This window comes from Rhizobium sp. BR 249, assembly GCF_047445895.1.
GTDB lineage: Bacteria > Pseudomonadota > Alphaproteobacteria > Rhizobiales > Rhizobiaceae > Rhizobium.
In genome coordinates, this window is record NZ_JARWKX010000017.1 from 69,584 (window position 1) to 89,926 (window position 20,343).

The following is a 20,343-nucleotide window of genomic DNA, read 5'->3' on the forward strand; positions in this document are numbered from 1 at the left end:
ATTTCACCGGAATTCGACCATGCAACTGCCGTCTCACGATCGTTATGACGATCTCTATCGCGATTTCTCCTGGCGGATTCCCGAGGATTTCAATATCGGCCGCGCGGTCAGCGACGATTGGGCCGCCAGAGATCCGGAGCGCGTCTGCCTCGAGCATTTCGACCCTGACGGTGAGCATCTTTCGCTGACTTACGGCGAGCTTTCCGGTTGCTCCTCCATGTTCGCCAATGCGCTGGCTTCGCTCGGCATCCAGCGAGGCGATCGCGTCGCCCTGCTGATGCCTCAGTCCTTCGAGACTGTGGTCGCTCATGTCGCGATCTACAAAATGGGTGCAATCGCCTTGCCGCTGGCGCTGCTCTTCGGCGTCGATGCGCTCGAATATAGGCTGAGGACTTCGGGTGCGGCGGCAATCATCACCAATGATTTCGGCCTCGATCGTATCCGGCAAATTCGCGATCGGCTGCCTGAGCTCAAACATGTGATCAGCCTCGATAGTGCTTCCGACGCTCTTTCCTTTGCCGATTTGATCGTGTCGTACGAGCCTTCCTTCAAAGGAGAAAAGACGACTCCCGACGACCCGGCGCTGATGATCTTTACGTCAGGCACGACGGGGCCGCCCAAGGGCGCGCTGCACGGCCACCGCGTTCTGCCCGGCCATATCCCCGGCATGCAGTTCGCCCATGAGGGGTTTCCGAAAGTGGGCGACAAGGTCTGGACGCCGTCCGACTGGGCCTGGGCGGGCGGTTTGCTGAATGCGCTGCTGCCAAGCCTCCTTCTCGGGATTCCGGTCGTCTCTTCGCCGGCGCAGAAATTCGATCCCCATATGGCCTATCGGATTATGGCGGAGATGGATGTGCGCAACGCCTTCATTCCGCCGACGGCGCTCAGGCTGATGCGGTCCGTCTCCGATCCGCGCTCGAAATACGATCTGGTGCTGCGCACCATCGGCTCGGCCGGCGAAGCGCTCGGCCGCGAGACCTATGAATGGGCGCGGCGCGAACTCGGCATCACCGTCAATGAATTCTACGGCCAGACGGAGTGCAATTTCGTGCTGTCGTCGAGTGCTGCCCATGGCGTGACCAAGGCCGGAGCCATAGGCCGGGCGGTGCCAGGACATCGCGTGGCGATCGTCAACGACACGGGCGACGAGTTGCCGCCCGGTGAGCCGGGCCAGATCGCCATCGCCAGTCCCGATCCCGTCATGTTCCTCGGCTATTGGAACGATCAGGCGGCGACCGAGAAAAAATTCGTCAAGGGCTGGCTGCTCACCGGCGATATCGGCCGGCGGGACGAAGACGGCTACGTCACCTTTGAAGGCCGCGACGACGATGTCATCACCTCGTCCGGGTATCGTATCGGCCCGGCCGAAATCGAGGATTGCCTGATCGGCCATCCCGCCGTGCAGCTTGCCGCTGCCGTCGGCAAACCCGATGCGGTGCGCACCGAGATCGTCAAGGCCTATATCGTGCTGTCAGCGGGCCATTCCCCAAGCGAGGCGCTGGCCGCCCATATCAGGGAATGGGTGAAGATGCGGCTTTCGATGCACGAATATCCGCGCGAGGTGGAATTCATCGACGCCTTGCCGCTAACGACGACCGGCAAGGTGATCCGCCGGCTGTTGCGTGAAAGGGCTGCCGCCGAAGTCAGCTCCGGCCGGCAAGCGACATGATCTTCTCGCGCAGCATCTTCGCCATGTTGCGGGTGCTGCGGTACATATGAAGCTGGGCGGCGACCTGGCGCATGTCGCGGTCGCCGTTCTGCGTCAGCCCGATCACCAAGGTTCCCATCTCCTCGCGCTCCTGCCAGAAACGGCTCATGATCGGATGGTCGGAGACGGCGCAGGAATCCGAGCGCACGATATTGGCGTCGTCGAGATGCCATTCGGTGAGTTCGCTCATCAGGAGCTTGCCCGGCGAATAGCGGGCATAGTTCTCGTCATAGGCGGTCTTCCAGGTGTAGGCCTCACCGCCCATCATCAGCACGACAATCGCGGCGATCGCCTTGCCGTTGAGGTCGATCGTGTGAATGCGCACGGCGTCGACGGCGGCAAGGTTCGATACGGCCTCGCGGGCGAAGGCGGTGTGATAACGATCAGTGACGAGGGCGCTCCGGCGCTTGCCTTTCCAGCCGCCGGCCTCCATCGCCAGGAATTCCTCGAAGCGGACATGGACTTCGCGTGGCTGGCGGGCAACGGCGTAGACGGCGGTTCCCTGTTCCTCCAGCAGGCGCCACTGACGCCGCATCTCGCGCATATGCGAAGAAGAGATGGTCTTGCCGAGATAGACAGGCGCCTCCTCCTCGCTCTGCAGCATCGGGCGCAGAAAGGGATTGGTCACGGTGAGCGGCAGGTTGCGGCTGAGCGCCACGGCCTTGAGCATGCGCACGAAAATACCGTTCAGCCGCAGATCCGGCAGAACCAGCGTTGTCGGCAGGTTGAGGTCGGGAGCTGTCAGTCCCTCGAAGAAATTGTCGAGGGTTTCGGCGGCATCCTCGCTGTCGACGAGGGGTGTTCCGAGCGGGCCGAAGCTGTTCGACCAGCCGCGGATGATCGAGGGGCCGACGGCAAAGCCGGGCTTATCGACCGAAAACGGCAGGAGGAAGCGCATGCGGCTGCGGCCGGCGCTGTGATCGCGGATGAGGGCGAAATTCACCTGCCGGTCTTCGAGCCGCGGCATGGCGGGAGCGAGGAAACGGCCGGAGAAGAAGACGTTCGGCTCCATCGCCCGGTTGGAGAGGAAGTCGAGTTCTTCCTGCAGCTCGTAGCCGAGCTTGCCGGGATAGAGGCAGAGCTCGCGCCCCGGCCGGCCGATTTCGGCGCGGGCCTCGGCCTGCGGCGCTTCGAAATGCAGCGAGGCGAGATCATGCACCATCCGGTTGGTGATTCTGTCGGTGCTTTCGGTGACGGGGGGCAGGCGCACCATCTATCGAACTCTCATTTCTGGCGTTGCGGCGGAGGGGCTGGCGAAGGCGAAGAGGATGATGCCGAGCGCGCGGCGCACGGCGACATGCAGGAGGATCGCCTCGACCGCCATGGCCGAGGCGGTGGCGATGGCGGTGCCTTCGATGCCGTAGTGGGGGATCAAAGCGAGGTTGAGGCCGACATTGGCGGCCAATGCGCCGGCATAGAGCGCCACGCAGAGGTTCTGTTTGCCCGCCATCATCAGCAGCGTTTCGGCCGGGCCGACCAGCGACTTGGCGAGGATGCCGGCAAGCAGGATCGCCATGACGAGATAACCCGACGTGAAGGCGCCGCCGAAGAGCGACAGCAGCAGGTGGCCGGCCGCGAGCACCGCGAGGCCGACGCCGAGTGCGGGCCAGAAGGTCCACCGGGCGGCGTCCGTGGCGGCGACCGCCAGCTGCGCATGGTCGCCTTCGGCGATGATCGAGGAGAAACGCGGGCCGGAGGCCGCCTTGACGGAGAAATTGATGAAATGCACCAGAGCCATCGTCTTGGCGGCGGCGAAATAGATGGCGACGTCATGCGGCTCGAGGAAAATGCCGACGACGACGACGTCCGAATTGGTGAGCAGGAAGCTGACGCCTTCGATCAGGAAGATCGGAAAGGCGACGCTGAACCATGTGAGGAAATCGACCTTGCGCGGGCCTGCGTCATAGTGCCGGCGAAGGCGGTAGAGCGTCGCGCCATACTGGCCGAGCGCGGTGACGAAAGTGGCGGCGAGCGCTGCCTGCATGGCGGTGACGGCGGTATGCTCCGCACCCATCGCAATCGCGACCAGCATGAAGGCGATGATGAGGATCGGGCGGATGATATAGACCGGGCCCAGCGCCATCACCGGCCAGTGGTTCGCCCGCGACGTGCCTTCCAGAATGTCGCCGAGCGCGATCATCGGCATGGCGAGCAGGCCGAGGAAGATCGGGACGAGGTAATAGGTCTCGATCATGTCGCCGAAGAAGTGCAGCCCGAGCATGCCGGCGGCGAGCACCACGGTTCCGGAAAGCAGCGCGAAGATGCGCGCCGTGCCGGTGAGGCCGCGGATTTCGTCGAAGGCGCCCGCCGCCTTGTATTGCGGCAGGAAGCGGATGATGGCGGTGTGGAAGCCGAGGCAGGAGAGATCGCCGAAGACGACGACCAGCACCCAGACGAAGACGAAGATGCCGTATTCATATTCGCCCATCAGGCGGGCGAGCACGATCTGAGAGATGAAGGCGAGTGCGGCGCTGAGGATGCGGATCGAAAAGGCCGTCAGCGCCATGCGCTGAGCCGCCGCCTTCTCGCCGCGTTCGGTGAGCACGGCGGCAAACATGCGCAGCGTACGGCCGCCGATCGGGCGCAGGCCCGCGGGCAGCATCTTCTCCGCTGTTTCTATGACCGCCATGATGAACACGCAAAACTCTGAGGTCAGGCAAATCGTTCGGGAAGTCTTGACAGAACAGGGTTAAGAAACGGTTCCGGATCAGGCCGTCATCCAACGCTGAAATGCCTGGTTTCCAGTGCTGCCGCAGAAAAGAAAATGCCGCCCGAAGGCGGCATTTTCCAGTTTCTCGCGATTTGCCTCAGACCTGCTCGAAGGCCCCGTGGCAATGCTTGTATTTCTTGCCGGAACCGCAAGGGCACGTCTCGTTGCGGCCGACCTTGCCCCAGGTGGCCGGGTCGTCCGGATTGCGGTTCTCGGGCGCCACGATGACCTCGGAGGCCTGGTAGATCGGGGCGAAATCGTCCTCGCCGGTCGTCGGATCCAGGTGGTGGGCCTGCATCACAGGCGGTTCGGGCTCGGCAGGCGCCTGCTGCACCAGTTCGACGCGCATCAGCTGGGCGGTGACGGCTTCGCGCAGATTGTTGAGCAGCGCGGTGAAGAGTTCGAAGGCTTCCGACTTGTATTCCTGCAGCGGGTCACGCTGGGCATAACCGCGGAAGCCGATGACTGAGCGAAGATGGTCGAGATTGACGATATGCTCGCGCCAGAGGTGGTCGAGCGTCTGCATGACGATCGAGCGTTCGACATAATGCATGATGTCGTCGCCGAAGCGCTCGGCCTTCTCCGTGAAGGCGGCGTTGGTGGCTTCCGTCAGGCGCTCGCGAATATCGTCTTCGCCGATGCCTTCCTCCTTCACCCAGTCCTCGATCGGCAGATCGAGGTTCAGGATGTTGGTGACACCGGTCTTCAGGCCGGCGGCATCCCACTGTTCGGCATAGGCGCGCTCGGGAATATGCTTTTCGACCAGATCCTCGATCACTTCGCGGCGCATGTCCGAGACGGTTTCGGAAATATTGGTCGATTCCATCAGTTCGAGGCGCTGCTCGAAGATCACCTTGCGCTGATCGTTGAGAACGTCGTCATACTTCAGAAGATTCTTGCGGATGTCGAAGTTGCGGGCTTCGACCTTCTTCTGCGCGCGCTCGAGGGCCTTGTTGATCCAGGGATGGACGATCGCCTCGCCTTCCTTGAGGCCGAGCTTGGTCAGCATGCTGTCCATGCGGTCGGAGCCGAAGATGCGCATCAGGTCGTCCTGAAGCGAAAGGTAGAATTTCGAGCGGCCCGGGTCGCCCTGACGGCCGGAGCGGCCGCGCAGCTGGTTGTCGATACGGCGGCTTTCGTGGCGTTCGGTGGCGATGACGTAGAGACCGCCGGCAGCGAGCGCCTTTTCCTTGAGGCTTTTGATTTCCTCGACGATCGCCTGGATCTTCGCGTCGCGCTCCGGACCCGCTTCGACTTCGCCGAGTTCGCGCTCGATGCGCATATCGAGGTTGCCGCCGAGCTGAATGTCGGTGCCGCGGCCGGCCATGTTGGTGGCGATCGTCACGGCGCCCGGCACGCCCGCCTGGGCGACGATATAGGCTTCCTGCTCATGGTAGCGGGCGTTCAGGACCTGGAAGTCGTCGAAGCCCTGCTTGCGCAGGCGATCGGCGAGCAGTTCCGACTTCTCGATCGAGGTCGTGCCGACGAGTACCGGCTGGCCGCGCTTATGGGCGTCGAGGATCTCCTCGATGATCGCCTTGAACTTCTCGTCGAAGGTCCGGTAGACCTCGTCGTCCTCGTCGATGCGCTTGATCGGCAGGTTGGTCGGAACCTCGACGACGTCGAGATTGTAGATGTTGGCGAACTCTTCCGCTTCCGTCTGCGCCGTACCGGTCATGCCGGCGAGCTTGCCGTACATGCGGAAGTAATTCTGGAACGTGATCGAAGCGAGCGTCTGGTTTTCCGGCTGGATCTGCACCTTTTCCTTGGCTTCGAGCGCCTGGTGCTGACCTTCCGAGTAACGCCGGCCCGGCATCATGCGGCCGGTGAATTCGTCGATGATGACGACCTCGTCGTTGCGGACGATGTAGTCCTTGTCGCGCTGGAAGAGCTTGTGCGCCTTCAGCGCGTTGTTGACGTGGTGGACGATTGCGACGTTTTCGATGTCGTAGAGCGCGTTGCCCTTCAGCAGGCCGGCCTGGCGGAGCAAGTTTTCCAGCTTCTCGGTGCCTTCTTCGGAGAAGTTGGCGGAACGCTGCTTCTCGTCGATCTCGTAATCGCCGGGCACGAGCAACGGAATGAACGCGTCGATCGTATTGTAGAGTTCGGAGCGGTCGTCGAGCGGGCCGGAGATGATCAGCGGCGTGCGCGCTTCGTCGACGAGGATCGAGTCCACTTCGTCGACGATCGCGAAATTGTGGCCGCGCTGGACCATCTGGTTCTTCTCGTACTTCATGTTATCGCGCAGATAATCGAAGCCGAGCTCGTTGTTGGTGGCGTAGGTGATGTCGCAGGCATAGGCCGCGCGGCGCTCCTCGTCGGACAGGCCGTGGATGATCACGCCGGTGGTCATGCCGAGGAAGCCGTAGACGCGGCCCATGGTCGCGGCGTCGCGCTGGGCGAGGTAATCGTTGACGGTAACGACATGCACGCCATTGCCGGAAAGCGCGTTCAGATAGACCGGAAGGGTGGCGACCAGGGTCTTGCCTTCGCCGGTCTTCATCTCGGCGATCGCATTCGAATGCAGGATCATGCCGCCGATCAGCTGTACGTCAAAAGGTCGCAGGCCGAGAACGCGGCGCGAGGCCTCGCGCACCACGGCGAAGGCGGGAACCAGGATGTCGTCGAGCGTCTTGCCCTCGGCGAGAAGCGCGCGGAATTCCGCCGTCTTTGCCGCGAGCTGCTCGTCCGTCAGCGCCTTGGTCTTCTCTTCGATGGAGTTGATGGCAGTGACGTTCGGCTGGAAGGACCGCACGCGGCGATCATTGGACGATCCAAATAACTTGCGGGCTATACCGCCAAAGCTGACCATGTGACTGGCCCTTTCTCAATATTCATCCCCGGCGTTTCTTGTTGGCGGCCCAGCCGAAAATCAGGCGCGCAGCTTGAAACGCCCGGAAACTGTTCTGGACGCGAGGTTGCGTGACAGATAAGAGGGGGGTCGAATGATGTCAACGGATTTGGCGGATACAGAAAGGCCACAATCCGGTGTTGATGGCTATTTTGAGCTGGATTCAGGGGATGCTGAAACCGGCGATGGAACTGTGAAGGGTTATTTGATGTTAAGCACCAATAAATTCGCCGTTTTGGCCTTTGCGACTTTTGTTGCGCTTCAGGCTCCGGCCTATGCCGACGACGCCGTCATTGCCAAGGTCGGCAATCTGGAGATCCACCAGTCGGAACTCGATCTCGCCGTCGCCAATCTCGATCCGCAGCTGGCGCAGCTCCCCGACGACCAGAAGAAGGTCGCAGCCCTTTCGGCCGCCATCGACGTGAAGCTGCTCGCCGCCGACGCCATCACCGAGAAGCTCGACCAGACCGACGAATTCAAGAAGCGTATGCAGTATCTCTCCGATCGCGAGCTGCACAACGCCTATTTCAAGAAGCATGTCGTCGACACCGTGACGCCTGAAGAAGTCAAGGCGCGCTACGACAAGGAAGTCGCGGCCCTGCCGAAGCAGGAGGAAGTCCACGCCCGCCATATTCTCGTCAAGACCGAGGATGAGGCCAAGGAGATCATCAAACAGCTCGACGCCGGCAAGGATTTCGCCGAACTCGCCAAGGAAAAGTCCACCGATCCGAACAAGTCGGAAGGCGGCGATCTCGGCTATTTCACGCGCGGCCGAATGGTCAAGGAATTCGAGGACGCGGCCTTCGCATTGGAAAAGGGCACTTATTCCAAGACGCCCGTGAAGACCGATTTCGGCTATCACGTTATCAAGGTCGAGGATAAGCGCGACGCCGCGCCGCCGCCGTTCGAGCAGGTGCAGGATCAGGTTCGTCAGCTCGTCATGCGCGACAAGTATCTTGCGCTTCTCGCCCAGGCGAAGTCGTCCGCCAAGATCGAGATCTCCGACGAGACGCTGCGCAAGGGCTACGACGAAGCCAACAAGCAGCCGGAACCGGGCAGTGAGCCCGCTGCGCCGGCGCCGAAGCAGTAATATTCGCATCAGGGCCCGGTTCTTCCGGGCCCTTCACTATCATCGTGTTGTCGCATTTCCGGAGGCCGAACGGTTTTCCTTTTGCCCGGAAATGCTCATTGGCAGGTGTCGCATCATGTCCGGTTCCGTCTCTCCGCTCGCCCCCAAATCCTTCGTCCAGATGCCTTCGCTGCGCGGCGTGCGTATGGCGACGGCTTCCGCCGGCATCAAATACAAGAACCGTACCGACGTGCTGATGATGGTCTTCGACAAGCCGGCATCGGTCGCAGGTGTCTTTACCCGTTCCAAGTGCCCTTCGGCGCCGGTCGATTTCTGCCGCGCGAACCTGCCGCACGGCAGCGCCCGCGCCGTCGTCGTCAATTCCGGAAACGCCAATGCCTTCACCGGCCTGAAGGGCCGCCAGGCGACCGAGCTGACGGCGAAGTCGGCTGCCGCTGCCGTCGGCTGCGGCGAAAACGAGGTCTACCTGGCTTCGACGGGCGTCATCGGCGAACCGCTCGATGCCGCCAAATTCTCAGGCGTTCTGGACAAGATGCAGGCCGAGGCGACCGGCGATTTCTGGTTCGAGGCCGCCAAGGCGATCATGACGACCGACACCTATCCGAAGGTTTCGACCCGCAGTGCCGAAATCGGCGGCGTTGCCGTGACGATCAACGGCATTGCCAAGGGCGCCGGCATGATCGCGCCCGATATGGCGACCATGCTTTCCTTCGTCGTCACCGATGCCGATATCGCTCCATCAGCCTTGCAGGCGCTTCTGTCCGACGGCGTCGGCCCGACCTTCAATTCCATGACCGTCGACAGCGACACCTCCACCTCCGATACGCTGATGCTGTTTGCGACGGGTGCGGCGGCCGAGGACGGTCAGGCCCGCGTCGAACGCGCCGACGATCCGCGTCTTGCCGCTTTCCGCGCCGCGCTCAACGAAGTGCTGAAGGATCTTTCGCTGCAGGTGGTGCGTGACGGCGAGGGTGCGACCAAGATGCTCGAAATCACCGTGACGGGCGCCGAAAGCGATGCCGCCGCCAAGCGTATCGCGCTGTCGATCGCCAATTCGCCGCTGGTCAAGACGGCGGCTGCCGGCGAAGATGCCAATTGGGGCCGCATCGTCATGGCCGTTGGAAAGTCCGGCGAGATGGCCGACCGCGACCGGCTCGCCATCTGGTTCGGCGACGTCAGGGTCGCCGTCAACGGCGAGCGCGATCCCGATTATTCCGAGCAGGCGGCCTCCGACGTCATGAAGGCGCAGGATATCCCCGTCAAAGTCGATATCGGCCTCGGCGCTGGGTCGGCAACCGTCTGGACCTGCGACCTCACCAAGGAATATGTTGCGATCAATGGCGACTATCGGAGCTGATCGTTCATTGGCGCAGATATCCATTTCCCAACAGAATCTGCCGCTGGTCCGCAGGCTGGAGGCCGTCGGCTTTCGCGCCTGGCCGGCGGCATCCGTGCAATATGACGGCAGCTGGCAGGTGCGGCTGACGGCGGGCCATCCGTCCAATCGGCTGAATTCCATCGTGCCGCTCGATCCCTCGGATCATCGCGACGTCGAAATCCGCCTGGAAAAGGCAAGCCGGAAGTTCGAGGCCTATGGCCGCCCCGCCGTGGTTCGCCAGACGCCGCTTGCCTCGCCGGTGCTGATCGAGCTTCTGCGCGCCCAGAAGTGGACGCAGTTCGACGAGACCGTGGTAATGACCTGCGACCTTGCCGAGGCGGAACTGCCGGATACGCTCGATCACCTGCCGACCCATGATATCGGCCGCTTCGTCGACGCAAACCTTGCCGTCGATGGGGCGCCGTCGACGCTGAAGCCGGCGCTTGCCGAAATCATTTCGGCGATCAAGCCGCCGTCGGGTCTGTTCATGATCGAGAATGCGGTCGAAGGTCCGCTCGCGACCGTGCTTTGCGTCCAGGATAACGATCTTGCCGGCATCATGTCGCTTGCGGTCTCCGAGGCGCGGCGGCGGGAGGGACTCGGCACCGAGATCCTGGCCTCGGCGTTGCGCTGGGCGCGCATGCGCAGCGCCCGCTCGGCCTGGCTGCAGGTGAAGCTTTCCAACCGTCCGGCCATCGCGCTCTACGAGCGCCTCGGCTTCCGCGACGCCTATCATTATTGCTATTGGCAGCAGGAGCCGCGATGAGCGAGCCTCTCATACAGTGCAATGGCCGGAAGATATTGCTGGTCGCCGCCTGCGCGCTGATCGATGCCGATGGGCGTATCCTGTTGGCACAGCGTCCCGAGGGAAAGTCGCTTGCCGGGCTCTGGGAATTTCCCGGCGGCAAGGTGGAGCCCGGCGAGACGCCGGAGGAAACGCTGGTGCGCGAACTCGAAGAGGAGCTCGGCATCAGGACCAAGATCGCCTGCCTCGCACCGCTCACTTTCGCCAGCCATTCCTACGAGACATTCCACCTTCTGATGCCGCTTTATATCTGCCGGCGCTACGAGGGCATCCCGCAGGGCCGCGAGGGCCAGGCGCTCAAATGGGTGCGGTCGCAGGCGCTGCGCGACTACCCGATGCCGCCGGCCGACGAGCCGCTCATCCCGATGCTGCAGGATCTACTTTAGCATTAGCTTATTATTATTGTGCCACGTCGTTTTCGGCTGTGGATATTAATGGATCGTTTAACACCTTCTGCCAAAGATCGGCCTCAATCAAGCATCTGGCGTGCGTGTATTAAAAGGCTTGACGTCATGGACGATGATTTCTGGAAAGCTGTCCGGGAAAAGGAACGGGCTTCGTCTGCCTCGCGCAGGACGGGTGCGCTCAATATCGCCCTTCTGTTCGGTACGGCTGTGGTCGCGCTGACACTCATCCTGACGCCGATGCTTGCGGATTCCTCGAAGAAAAGCGTCTTCGCCAGCGCGCCGGTGGATTTCGATACGATCACGACCGGATCGATCCCGAAGGACGAAGGCGGCAAGCGTTATACGATCCGCCGCAGCGTCCTGCAGGATACGCCGGGTTCGGTCTGCGTCGTCCAGGGATACGGCGTCGGCGCCGGTTGCTGAATATGCCGGCCATCATTCGATGGCCGTGGAATTGATGGTTGCAGTCGGTTCGCGCAGAGGGTTGGGGCAATGCGCCTTTTGAAAGCATATCTTACAGATCGCAGAGGTGCGACGGCGGTGGAATACGGCCTGATCGCTGCCATTATCTGCACTGCGCTCATCGCCGGTCTCGGCGCCTTCACCGGCAGCCTGCAGAACGTTTTCAACGTGATCATCGACACTCTGCCGGGGGACTGACGAAGAAGCCGGCTCGATCAAGAGTGAGAGCATGACGTTGTCCGAAAATGGCTCACACTTTCCCTGGAATTGCACTATTGCCTGAGCTTGTGCTCGTCCACCTTCAGCGCATCGGCAAGGCGTGCCTTGGCCGAACCCGGCTGGAGCGGCTTTTGCTGGCTCTCGTGCGGAGCCCATCCTGAGACATAGATGATCGAGAAGGTCGCGCGGATGCGCCCGTCGGGATCGGAGTAGCGCTCGGCGTAGATCTCGGCTGCGCGCAGGAAGAAGGCGCGCGTCAGCGGCATGCGGGCGCGGGCTGCGAGCGGATTACTCATGCCCATCGCCCTCAGATCCCGCATCAGCGGAAAGAGCGAGTCATATCTTACCGTATAATTCTCCGTGTCGATCACCGGCAGGGTGAAGCCGGCGCGCTGCATCAGGCCGCCGACATCACGCACATCGGCGAAGGGGATGACGCGCGGGCTTGCGCCGCCCGTCATCTCGAGTTCGGCGGCCAGCAGCACCTCGCGCAGTTCCTGCAGCGTGCCGGCGCCGGGGATCGCGGCCAGGAACAGGCCGTCCGGCTTCAAGGCGCGCCGGATCTGGATGAAAACGCCAGGCGTATCGTTGGTCAGATGCAGGCTGAGCGGCGCCAGGACGAGATTGGCCGATTGCGGCTCGAGCGGCACGTCTTCGAGCGGCGCTTCGATCAAGGTTTCGCTTGGGGCCGCATAGGCTTTCTCGCTCTCGACCCGGATCATCGTGCCGATCTTGCCCGTCGCCATTGCAGCGCGGGCGGCCGCTCCGGTCGCGCCGTGCAGTTCGACGGCGGTCTCGAATGTCCGCTCGACGACGGCAAGTCTTTCGGCCATTTCCTCGGCGGCGATGTCGAGCAGGAAGGCGGCTTTCGGGTCGTTGTTGACAAGCGCGCGATGGCGATGTGCGGCGATCAGGGCTCTGTCGAAGATCGTTTCCATGGCGATGTCCTTAGTCCCGCGCCGTCTCAGCGGCAAGGCGATTTTCCTTTGGGAGAGAACAGGCTAATCTCGCTGGCATGAAATCGATCCATTTCGAAAGACCGATGGAATTCCTGCGGGCGCAGATCTTGCGGCCGTTTTCGGCGCTGGCCGATTTCCTCTATCCGCCCGCCTGTTCCGTCTGCGGCATCTCGACCGGCGGTCATCGCGGGCTTTGCGCAAAATGCTGGTCCGGCATCCGTTTCATCGAACGGCCCTATTGCGAAGTGCTCGGCATTCCCTTCTCGCACGATCTCGGCGCCGGCATTCTCAGCGCCGAGGCGATCGCCAATCCGCCGCCCTTCGACCGGCTGCGGTCGGCCGCGACCCACGACCATGCCATCCGTGATCTCGTTCACGGGCTCAAATACCGCGACCGCACCGATCTGGCGCCGATGATGGCGGCCTGGATGCTGCGCGCCGCCGACGGGACGGTCGAAAGCTGCGATGCGCTGATCCCAGTGCCGCTGCACCGCAGCCGCATGCTGGCGCGCAAGTTCAATCAGGCGGCCGAGCTTGCCCGGCATATGGCGAAGCTTTCGGGCAAGCCGCTGCTCGCCGCGACGCTCGTCCGTGTCAAGCGCACCAGCCAGCAGGTCGGCCTCGGCGCGAAGGCGCGCGAGGATAATGTCAGAGGCGCTTTCGCGATTGCCAAGGGCTGCGAAAACGACGTTTTCGGCAAGCGCATCGTGCTCGTCGACGACGTCTATACGACGGGGGCGACGGTCGCCGCCGCAAGCCGGACACTGCGCAAGGCGGGTGCGGCTGAGATCACGGTTTTGACCTTTGCAAGGGCTCTCTCCGGGCCTATATGACAGAAATACCCCGGCACCCGTCTGGAGATATCATGGTACCCGTCACCATCTATACACGACAGTTTTGCGGCTATTGCGCCCGCGCCAAGTCCCTTCTCGAAGAAAAGGGCGTCGAATATGTCGAACACGACGCGACCTATTCGCCGGATCTTCGCCAGGAAATGATCGGCAAGTCGAACGGGCGCAGCACCTTCCCACAGATCTTCATCGGCGCCGATCATGTCGGCGGCTGCGACGATCTCTTCGCGCTCGATCGGGCCGGCAAGCTCGATCCAATGCTGGCTGCTTGAGGAAGAACCGATGAGCTTCAAGGCCGCCGCCGTTCAGATGTGCTCCGGGGTCGATCCGGTGAAGAATGCCGCAGCCATGGCGCGGCTGGTGCGCGAGGCAGCGGCTCAAGGTGCTGCCTATGTGCAGACGCCCGAGATGACCGGCATGCTGCAACGCGACCGCGCCGCCGCCCGCGCTGTGCTCGCTGACGAGACGCATGACATCATCGTCAGGACCGGCTCCGAGCTGGCCAGGGAACTCGGGATCTACATGCATGTCGGCTCGACGGCGATCGCGCTTGACGACGGCAAGATCGCCAATCGCGGCTTCCTCTTCGGTCCCGATGGGCGAATCCTCAATCGCTACGACAAGATCCATATGTTCGACGTCGATCTCGACAATGGCGAGAGTTGGCGCGAAAGTGCGTCCTATACGGCAGGCTCGGAAGCGCGTGTCTTGTCGCTGCCTTTCGCGGAAATGGGCTTTGCCATCTGCTACGACGTTCGCTTCCCTGCGCTGTTTCGCGCCCAGGCCGTTGCCGGCGCCGAGGTGATGACGGTTCCCGCCGCCTTTACCAGGCAGACCGGCGAGGCGCATTGGGAAATCCTGCTGAGGGCCCGCGCGATCGAGAATGGCGTCTTCGTCATTGCCGCCGCACAGGCCGGCCGGCACGAGGACGGCCGGGAGACCTTCGGCCATTCGATGATCATCGATCCCTGGGGCACGGTGCTGGCCTCGGCCGGCGCCACCGGCGAGGCTGTCATCATCGCCGAGATCGATCCAGGCGCGGTCAAGGCCGCTCATGACAAGATCCCGAACCTGAGGAACGGCCGGGAATTCTCGGTCGAGAAAATCGCGGGGGCAGTCGCAGGAGGCGTCGCCGCTTGATCCGCTATTCCCTTACCTGTGACAATGCGCATGAATTCGAAGGCTGGTTTTCGGAGAGCGCCGATTTCGACCGCCAGGTCGAGAGCGGTTTCCTGACCTGCCCGGTCTGCCATTCCGCCGCCGTCTCCAAGCTCCTGATGGCGCCTTCGGTGTCGACCGCGCGCAAGAAGGACGAGAGGCAGACGCTGGCGATGGACGCCATGCGCCGGGAGTCCCTGGAAAAGCTGAAAGAGGCGGTCGCGGCCGTCAAGGCCAATTCCGAGGATGTCGGCACGAAGTTTCCCGAGGAAGCCCGCAAGATCCACTACGGCGAGGCGGATGCCCGCGGCATCATCGGCCAGGCGACGGTCGACGAGGCACAGGCGCTCGTGGAAGAGGGCATCGAGATCGCGGCCATTCCGGTGCTGCCCGAGGATGTGAACTGAGATGCCTAACTCAGCCGTCGAAGGATGCCGACGTAGTCGCGCGCGCCATGCAGGATGCGCATCACCTGAGCGGTGGAGCCCTCAATTCGATAGAAGATGAGATAGTTTCCGAAAGGGCGCCTTCGCACTCCTCTCAGTCTTGGCAACCGAAGTTCGACGAAGGCATGCGACATGTCCGCAATCTCCACGCATGCAGAATGCAATTCGTCCATGAACGGCAAAGCGCGCGTTGGATTTTGTTCAAGAATATAACGGCCGATTGCGAGCAGATCGGCACGGGCGGCCCGGGAGAAGGCCACCTTCATCGACTGCGGAGCTTGTCCAGGCCGAGTTCGGCATAAACACCGTTGAATGCGTCCTCAAGGGATACGGTCCGCCCTGCCTCCAGATCGTCGATGCCTTTTTGCAGTTCATCTTCCAATTCGTGAACGCGTTGATCGTCATTGTAACGGTCACGCAGCACGCTTTCGATATAGTCGCTGCTCGACTTGAAGGCGCCGCGGGCAACTTCGTCGCGCACATATTCTTCGAGACGAGGTTCCAAGGTAACGGTAATTTTTGCGGCTTCGCTCATCGAGTTTCTCCTTCGGATGAACGGATCGACCTTATCATAGTTTTCCGGATGCGAAGACTTGCTTACGCCTCGCGCTTTGCCAGCAGCATGTAGTTCACGTCCATGTCCTTGGACAGGTTCCACTGGTTGGACAGCGGATTGAAAAAGACGCCGGTGCGGTCGGTGATATCGAGGCCGCTTGCCGTGAGCGGCTTTTCCAGCTCTTCCGGGCGCACCAGTTTTTCATACTGATGGGTGCCGCGCGGCAGCCAGCGCAGAATGTTTTCGGCGGCGAAAATGGCAAGCGCCGCCGCCTTCATCGTGCGATTGATGGTGGCGACGAAGATCAGGCCGCCGGGGCGGACCATCTTCGCGCAGGTCGTCATGAAGAGTTCGACATCGGCGACATGTTCGACCACTTCCATGTTCAGGACGATATCGAAGGTCTCGCCGGCATCGGCGAGCTCCTCGGCGGTGACGGCGCGATAATCGACCGAAACCCCGGACGCCCTGGCGTGTGTCGAGGCGATGCCGATATTCTTTTCGGACGGATCGGCGCCGACGACCGTGGCGCCCATGCGAGCGACCGGTTCGGACAGAAGGCCGCCGCCGCAACCGATATCGAGCACACGCAGCCCTTCGAGCGGGCGGGCGCTTTTCGGATCACGGCCGAAATTCTCGCAAGCCTTGTCTCTTATATAGGCGAGGCGGACGGGATTGAACTTGTGCAGCGGCTTGAACTTGCCGGTCGGGCTCCACCATTCCGCTGCCATCGCCGAGAAGCGGTCCACTTCGCCCTGGTCGATCGTGCTCCTGGCGGTTTCCGTCATCGTCTTCTCCTTGCGTTCGTGAGATGTGAAGTCGGACGATCGGGGGCATAAGTCAAGGGGCGTGGGTATCAAGGAGCGACGAGCGTGGAGGCGCTCGGCAATTGCTTTATATCGTGTGCTTGCCTCCCCCCGCCAAACTCGCTAAGAGACGCCGCACTTGGGGCCTTCAGGGCCTGGGCTTTTAGAGCGGTTCCAGAAATTGGGGGCTTGGCTCTTTCGCCAAGCGGTCCGCCCCAGAGCTTTCGTGATGCCGGGTCGGGGTTTCCGCTTTCCGGCGCCAGTCGTGGTAGAGGCATATGGCACGCATCGTAATGAAATTCGGCGGCACGTCCGTCGCTGACCTGGACCGCATCAAGAACGTTGCCCGCCACGTGAAACGCGAAGTCGATGCCGGTCACGAGGTCGCAGTGGTGGTCTCGGCCATGTCCGGCAAGACCAATGAGTTGGTCGGCTGGGTGCAGGGCATGCCGAAGGTGATCGGCGCCAATTCTCCCTTTTACGATGCGCGCGAATATGACGCGGTGGTCGCTTCCGGCGAACAGGTGACATCAGGTCTGCTGGCGATCGCATTGCAGGCGATGGATATCAATGCCCGCTCATGGCAGGGGTGGCAGATCCCGATCCGCACCGACAATGCGCATGGCGCGGCGCGTATCCTGGAGATCGACGGCTCCGACATCATCAAGCGGATGGGCGAGGGACAGGTCGCCGTCATCGCCGGCTTCCAGGGATTGGGACCGGACAACCGCCTCGCGACACTCGGGCGCGGCGGGTCGGACACGTCGGCCGTCGCCATCGCGGCTGCTGTCAAAGCCGATCGCTGCGATATCTACACCGATGTCGACGGCGTCTATACGACCGATCCGCGCATCGTGCCGCAGGCGCGCAGACTGAAGAAGATCGCCTTCGAGGAAATGCTGGAGATGGCCTCGCTCGGCGCCAAGGTGCTGCAGGTGCGTTCGGTCGAGCTTGCCATGGTGCATAAGGTGCGTACCTTCGTGCGCTCGTCTTTCGAAGATCCCGATGCTCCGGGCATGGGCGATCTGTTGAACCCGCCCGGAACGCTGATTTGTGACGAGGATGAAATCGTGGAACAGGAAGTAGTCACCGGCATCGCCTATGCCAAGGATGAGGCTCAGATCTCGCTTCGCCGTCTTGCCGACCGGCCGGGCGTCTCCGCCGCGATCTTCGGGCCGCTTGCCGAATCCCATATCAATGTCGACATGATCGTTCAGAATATTTCCGAGGACGGATCGAAGACCGACATGACCTTCACCGTGCCGTCTGGCGACGTCGAGAAGGCGATCAAGGTTCTCGGCGACCATAAGGAGAAGATCGGCTACGATGTCGTGCAGAACGAATCGGGGCTGGTGAAAGTATCCGTCATCGGCATCGGCATGCGCAGCCATGCGGGCGTCGCCGCGACCGCGTTTCGTGCACTTGCCGAAAAAGGCATCAACATCAAGGCGATCACGACCTCCGAGATCAAGATTTCCATCCTGATCGACGGTCCCTATGCAGAACTCGCTGTCAGGACTTTGCATTCCTGCTACGGTCTGGATAAGAATTGATTCCCAGTGGGCGGGCTGCCCCTTCAGGTTGAGGAGACGGAGGCAGGCCCGCCGGGACTGAGAGCGTTGTTTCGGGAGCTTGAGACGTCATGAGAGACCTTTCCGGCGGTCCGCGCGTGCTGCTCAGGCGGCTGCGCGAGTTGATGGCAGAGCCGCTGGAGCCGCAGGACCGTCTTGACCGGATCGTTCGCCAGATCGCCGGCAACATGGTGGCGGAAGTCTGCTCCGTCTACGTGCTGCGCGCCGACGGTGTGCTCGAACTCTATGCGACCGAAGGTCTCAACCGCGAAGCCGTGCACCTGGCGCAATTGAAGATGGGCCAGGGTCTCGTCGGTACGATTGCGGCTTCGGCGCAGCCGCTGAACCTGTCCGACGCGCAGTCGCATCCGGCCTTCCGCTACCTGCCCGAGACGGGCGAAGAAATCTACCATTCCTTCCTCGGCGTGCCGATTCTCCGAACCGGCCGCTCGCTCGGCGTTCTCGTCGTGCAGAACAAGGCGAGCCGCAACTATCGCGACGAGGAGGTCGAGGCGCTCGAAACGACGGCGATGGTGCTCGCCGAGATGATCGCCACCGGCGAGCTCAAGAAGATTACCAAGCCCGGGCTCGAACTCGACCTGACGCGCTCGGTGACGATCGACGGCGATACTTACAATGACGGCATCGGCCTCGGCTATGTCGTGCTGCACGAACCGCGCATCGTCGTCACCAACCTGCTCAACGAGGATGCGGAGAAGGAAATCCGGCGGCTGGCGGAGGCCATGGGCTCGCTCAGGATTTCGATCGACGACATGCTGTCGCGCCGCGACGTGTCGATGGAGGGCGAGCATCGCGAGGTGCTGGAAACCTATCGCATGTTCGCCCATGACCAGGGCTGGGTGCGCAAGCTCGAGGAGGCGATCCGCAACGGCCTGACGGCGGAAGCGGCAGTCGAGAAGGTGCAGAGCGACACCAAGGCGCGGATGATGCGGTTGACCGACCCTTATCTGCGCGAACGCATGCATGATTTCGAGGATCTGGCGAACCGGCTGCTCAGGCAGTTGACCGGCTATACCGGCCGGACGACCGCGGAAGGCTTCCCGAACGATGCGATCATTCTGGCCCGCGCCATGGGCGCGGCCGAGCTGCTCGATTATCCCCGCTCCAACGTTCGCGGGCTGGTGCTGGAAGAAGGGGCGGTGACGAGCCATGTGGTGATCGTCGCGCGCGCCATGGGCATTCCGGTCATCGGCCAGGCGGCCGGCGTGGTGGCGCTCGCCGAGAACGGCGACGCCGTGATCATCGACGCCGACGAGGGACATGTGCACCTGCGGCCGATGGCCGATCATCGGCGTTCCTATGAGGAAAAGGTCCGCTTCCGCGCCCGGCGGCAGGAGCAGTTCCGGGCGCTGCGCGCCATCGAACCGGTGACCAAGGACGGACACCGCATCTCGCTGATGATGAATGCCGGCCTGCTGGTCGACCTGCCGCAGCTGTCGGAATCCGGCGCGGAGGGCATCGGCCTCTTCCGCACCGAGCTGCAGTTCATGATCGCCTCCACCATGCCGAAGGCGGAGGAGCAGGAACTGTTCTACCGCAATGTGCTGAAGCAGGCGGCGGGCCGCGTCGTTACCTTCCGCACGCTCGATATCGGCGGCGACAAGGTGGTGCCCTATTTCCGCGGTCATGAGGAAGAAAACCCCGCGCTCGGCTGGCGCGCCATCCGGCTGTCGCTCGACCGGCCGGGACTGCTGCGCACCCAGCTGCGCGCCATGCTGAAGGCATCGGCCGGCACCGAGCTGAAGCTGATGGTGCCGATGGTGACCGAGGTTTCCGAGCTGAAGATGGTGCGCGAACTCCTGCAGAAGGAAGTGCAGCATCTCTCGCGCTTCGGCCACGGGCTGCCGCGCAAGCTGCAGTTCGGGGCGATGCTCGAGGTGCCGGCCCTGCTCTGGCAGCTCGACGAGTTGATGGAGGCGGTCGATTTCGTCTCGGTCGGCTCGAACGACCTCTTCCAGTTTTCGATGGCCGTCGACCGCGGCAATGCACGGGTCTCGGACCGCTTCGATCCGCTGGGCAAGCCGTTCCTGCGCATCCTGCGCGATATCGTGCGCGGGGCGGACCGGAACAAGACGCCGGTGACCCTTTGCGGCGAGCTGGCCGGCAAGCCGATTTCGGCCATGGCACTGCTCGGCATCGGTTTCCGCTCGATTTCGATGTCGCCGGCCTCGATCGGGCCTGTGAAGGCGATGCTGCTCGGGCTGGATGTCGGCGCGCTGACGAAAGCGATGAACGAGGTGCTGGACGATAACAGCGCCATGGTGCCGATGCGCGAAGTGCTTGCCCGCTTCGCCGAGAGCCACAATATTCCCCTTTAGGCCTAGACAAGAAGAATCGGAGTGAAG

Annotated in this window: 20 protein-coding genes; 13 read left to right on the forward strand and 7 right to left on the reverse strand. The window is 62.4% G+C overall.

Going from position 1 to position 20,343, the window contains the following annotated elements; translation table 11 throughout:
• The first annotated feature begins 19 nt into the window (after positions 1-19).
• Complete coding sequence (locus tag QD408_RS17160; RefSeq protein ID WP_414140124.1) at positions 20-1,669, forward strand: AMP-binding protein; 1,650 nt, start codon at positions 20-22, stop codon at positions 1,667-1,669.
• Here the strand turns inward: QD408_RS17160 and QD408_RS17165 are convergent.
• The 3 genes from QD408_RS17165 to secA form a co-directional block, all read right to left on the reverse strand.
• On the reverse strand, positions 1,644-2,921 hold the full coding sequence (locus tag QD408_RS17165; RefSeq protein WP_088682856.1) for a GNAT family N-acetyltransferase: 1,278 nt from the start codon (positions 2,919-2,921) through the stop codon (positions 1,644-1,646). The genes QD408_RS17160 and QD408_RS17165 overlap by 26 nt on opposite strands.
• Positions 2,922-4,337 carry a lipopolysaccharide biosynthesis protein gene (locus tag QD408_RS17170; RefSeq protein ID WP_414140125.1) on the reverse strand — a complete coding sequence of 472 codons (1,416 nt, stop codon included), beginning with the start codon at positions 4,335-4,337 and terminating at the stop codon, positions 2,922-2,924.
• 178 nt (positions 4,338-4,515) lie between these two features.
• Positions 4,516-7,230, reverse strand: a complete 2,715-nt coding sequence (secA, locus tag QD408_RS17175) for a preprotein translocase subunit SecA (RefSeq protein WP_088682855.1) — start codon at positions 7,228-7,230, stop codon at positions 4,516-4,518.
• Between the two features lie 247 nt (positions 7,231-7,477).
• On the opposite strand from secA, the gene QD408_RS17180 reads away from it, so the two are divergent.
• From QD408_RS17180 to QD408_RS17205, 6 genes are all read left to right on the forward strand, one after another.
• A complete protein-coding gene (locus QD408_RS17180; protein ID WP_414140126.1) occupies positions 7,478-8,359 on the forward strand; it encodes a peptidylprolyl isomerase in 882 nt (293 codons plus the stop codon).
• A gap of 115 nt (positions 8,360-8,474) precedes the next feature.
• Positions 8,475-9,716, forward strand: a complete 1,242-nt coding sequence (argJ, locus tag QD408_RS17185; protein ID WP_414140127.1) for a bifunctional glutamate N-acetyltransferase/amino-acid acetyltransferase ArgJ — start codon at positions 8,475-8,477, stop codon at positions 9,714-9,716.
• Positions 9,697-10,503 (forward strand): GNAT family N-acetyltransferase, encoded by an 807-nt coding sequence (locus tag QD408_RS17190; protein WP_414140128.1) that lies wholly within the window; start codon positions 9,697-9,699, stop codon positions 10,501-10,503. The genes argJ and QD408_RS17190 overlap by 20 nt, the downstream gene beginning before the upstream one ends.
• A complete protein-coding gene (gene mutT, locus QD408_RS17195) occupies positions 10,500-10,928 on the forward strand; it encodes an 8-oxo-dGTP diphosphatase MutT (RefSeq protein WP_414140129.1) in 429 nt (142 codons plus the stop codon). The genes QD408_RS17190 and mutT overlap by 4 nt, the downstream gene beginning before the upstream one ends.
• A 126-nt stretch (positions 10,929-11,054) precedes the next feature.
• The gene (locus QD408_RS17200; protein WP_088682851.1) at positions 11,055-11,372 is read left to right on the forward strand and encodes a hypothetical protein; all 318 of its coding nucleotides are present in this window, start codon (positions 11,055-11,057) and stop codon (positions 11,370-11,372) included.
• Positions 11,373-11,441: 69 nt separating this feature from the next.
• A complete protein-coding gene (locus QD408_RS17205; RefSeq protein ID WP_088682850.1) occupies positions 11,442-11,609 on the forward strand; it encodes a Flp family type IVb pilin in 168 nt (55 codons plus the stop codon).
• A 74-nt stretch (positions 11,610-11,683) separates the two neighbouring features.
• On the opposite strand, the gene QD408_RS17210 is transcribed toward QD408_RS17205, so the two are convergent.
• Positions 11,684-12,568 (reverse strand): methyltransferase domain-containing protein, encoded by an 885-nt coding sequence (locus tag QD408_RS17210; protein ID WP_414140130.1) that lies wholly within the window; start codon positions 12,566-12,568, stop codon positions 11,684-11,686.
• Between the two features lie 77 nt (positions 12,569-12,645).
• On the opposite strand from QD408_RS17210, the gene QD408_RS17215 reads away from it, so the two are divergent.
• Genes QD408_RS17215 through QD408_RS17230 form a run of 4 tightly spaced genes read left to right on the forward strand, consistent with a single transcriptional unit; the run spans position 12,646 to position 15,005 of the window.
• Positions 12,646-13,422, forward strand: a complete 777-nt coding sequence (locus QD408_RS17215; RefSeq protein WP_414140131.1) for a ComF family protein — start codon at positions 12,646-12,648, stop codon at positions 13,420-13,422.
• Positions 13,423-13,454: 32 nt separating this feature from the next.
• Complete coding sequence (gene grxC, locus QD408_RS17220; protein ID WP_414140132.1) at positions 13,455-13,712, forward strand: glutaredoxin 3; 258 nt, start codon at positions 13,455-13,457, stop codon at positions 13,710-13,712.
• A gap of 10 nt (positions 13,713-13,722) precedes the next feature.
• A complete protein-coding gene (locus QD408_RS17225) occupies positions 13,723-14,580 on the forward strand; it encodes a carbon-nitrogen hydrolase family protein (RefSeq protein WP_414140133.1) in 858 nt (285 codons plus the stop codon).
• Positions 14,577-15,005: a DUF1178 family protein gene (locus tag QD408_RS17230; RefSeq protein ID WP_414140134.1), complete on the forward strand. Its 429-nt coding sequence runs from the start codon at positions 14,577-14,579 to the stop codon at positions 15,003-15,005. Before QD408_RS17225 ends, QD408_RS17230 begins: the two co-directional genes overlap by 4 nt.
• Before the next feature lie 5 nt (positions 15,006-15,010).
• Here QD408_RS17230 and QD408_RS17235 read toward each other — a convergent pair whose 3' ends face one another.
• From QD408_RS17235 to ubiG, 3 genes are all read right to left on the reverse strand, one after another.
• Positions 15,011-15,310: a type II toxin-antitoxin system RelE/ParE family toxin gene (locus tag QD408_RS17235; protein ID WP_414140135.1), complete on the reverse strand. Its 300-nt coding sequence runs from the start codon at positions 15,308-15,310 to the stop codon at positions 15,011-15,013.
• Positions 15,307-15,579 (reverse strand): ribbon-helix-helix domain-containing protein, encoded by a 273-nt coding sequence (locus QD408_RS17240; protein ID WP_414140136.1) that lies wholly within the window; start codon positions 15,577-15,579, stop codon positions 15,307-15,309. The genes QD408_RS17235 and QD408_RS17240 overlap by 4 nt, the downstream gene beginning before the upstream one ends.
• Positions 15,580-15,641: 62 nt before the next feature.
• The gene (ubiG, locus tag QD408_RS17245) at positions 15,642-16,388 is read right to left on the reverse strand and encodes a bifunctional 2-polyprenyl-6-hydroxyphenol methylase/3-demethylubiquinol 3-O-methyltransferase UbiG (RefSeq protein ID WP_088682842.1); all 747 of its coding nucleotides are present in this window, start codon (positions 16,386-16,388) and stop codon (positions 15,642-15,644) included.
• A 296-nt stretch (positions 16,389-16,684) separates the two neighbouring features.
• Between ubiG and QD408_RS17250 the strand changes: the two genes are divergently transcribed.
• Together QD408_RS17250 and ptsP are read left to right on the forward strand one after the other, a co-directional pair.
• Positions 16,685-17,959 carry an aspartate kinase gene (locus tag QD408_RS17250; protein WP_064686444.1) on the forward strand — a complete coding sequence of 425 codons (1,275 nt, stop codon included), beginning with the start codon at positions 16,685-16,687 and terminating at the stop codon, positions 17,957-17,959.
• A gap of 89 nt (positions 17,960-18,048) precedes the next feature.
• Positions 18,049-20,316: a phosphoenolpyruvate--protein phosphotransferase gene (ptsP, locus tag QD408_RS17255; RefSeq protein WP_088682841.1), complete on the forward strand. Its 2,268-nt coding sequence runs from the start codon at positions 18,049-18,051 to the stop codon at positions 20,314-20,316.
• Positions 20,317-20,343 lie beyond the last annotated feature (27 nt).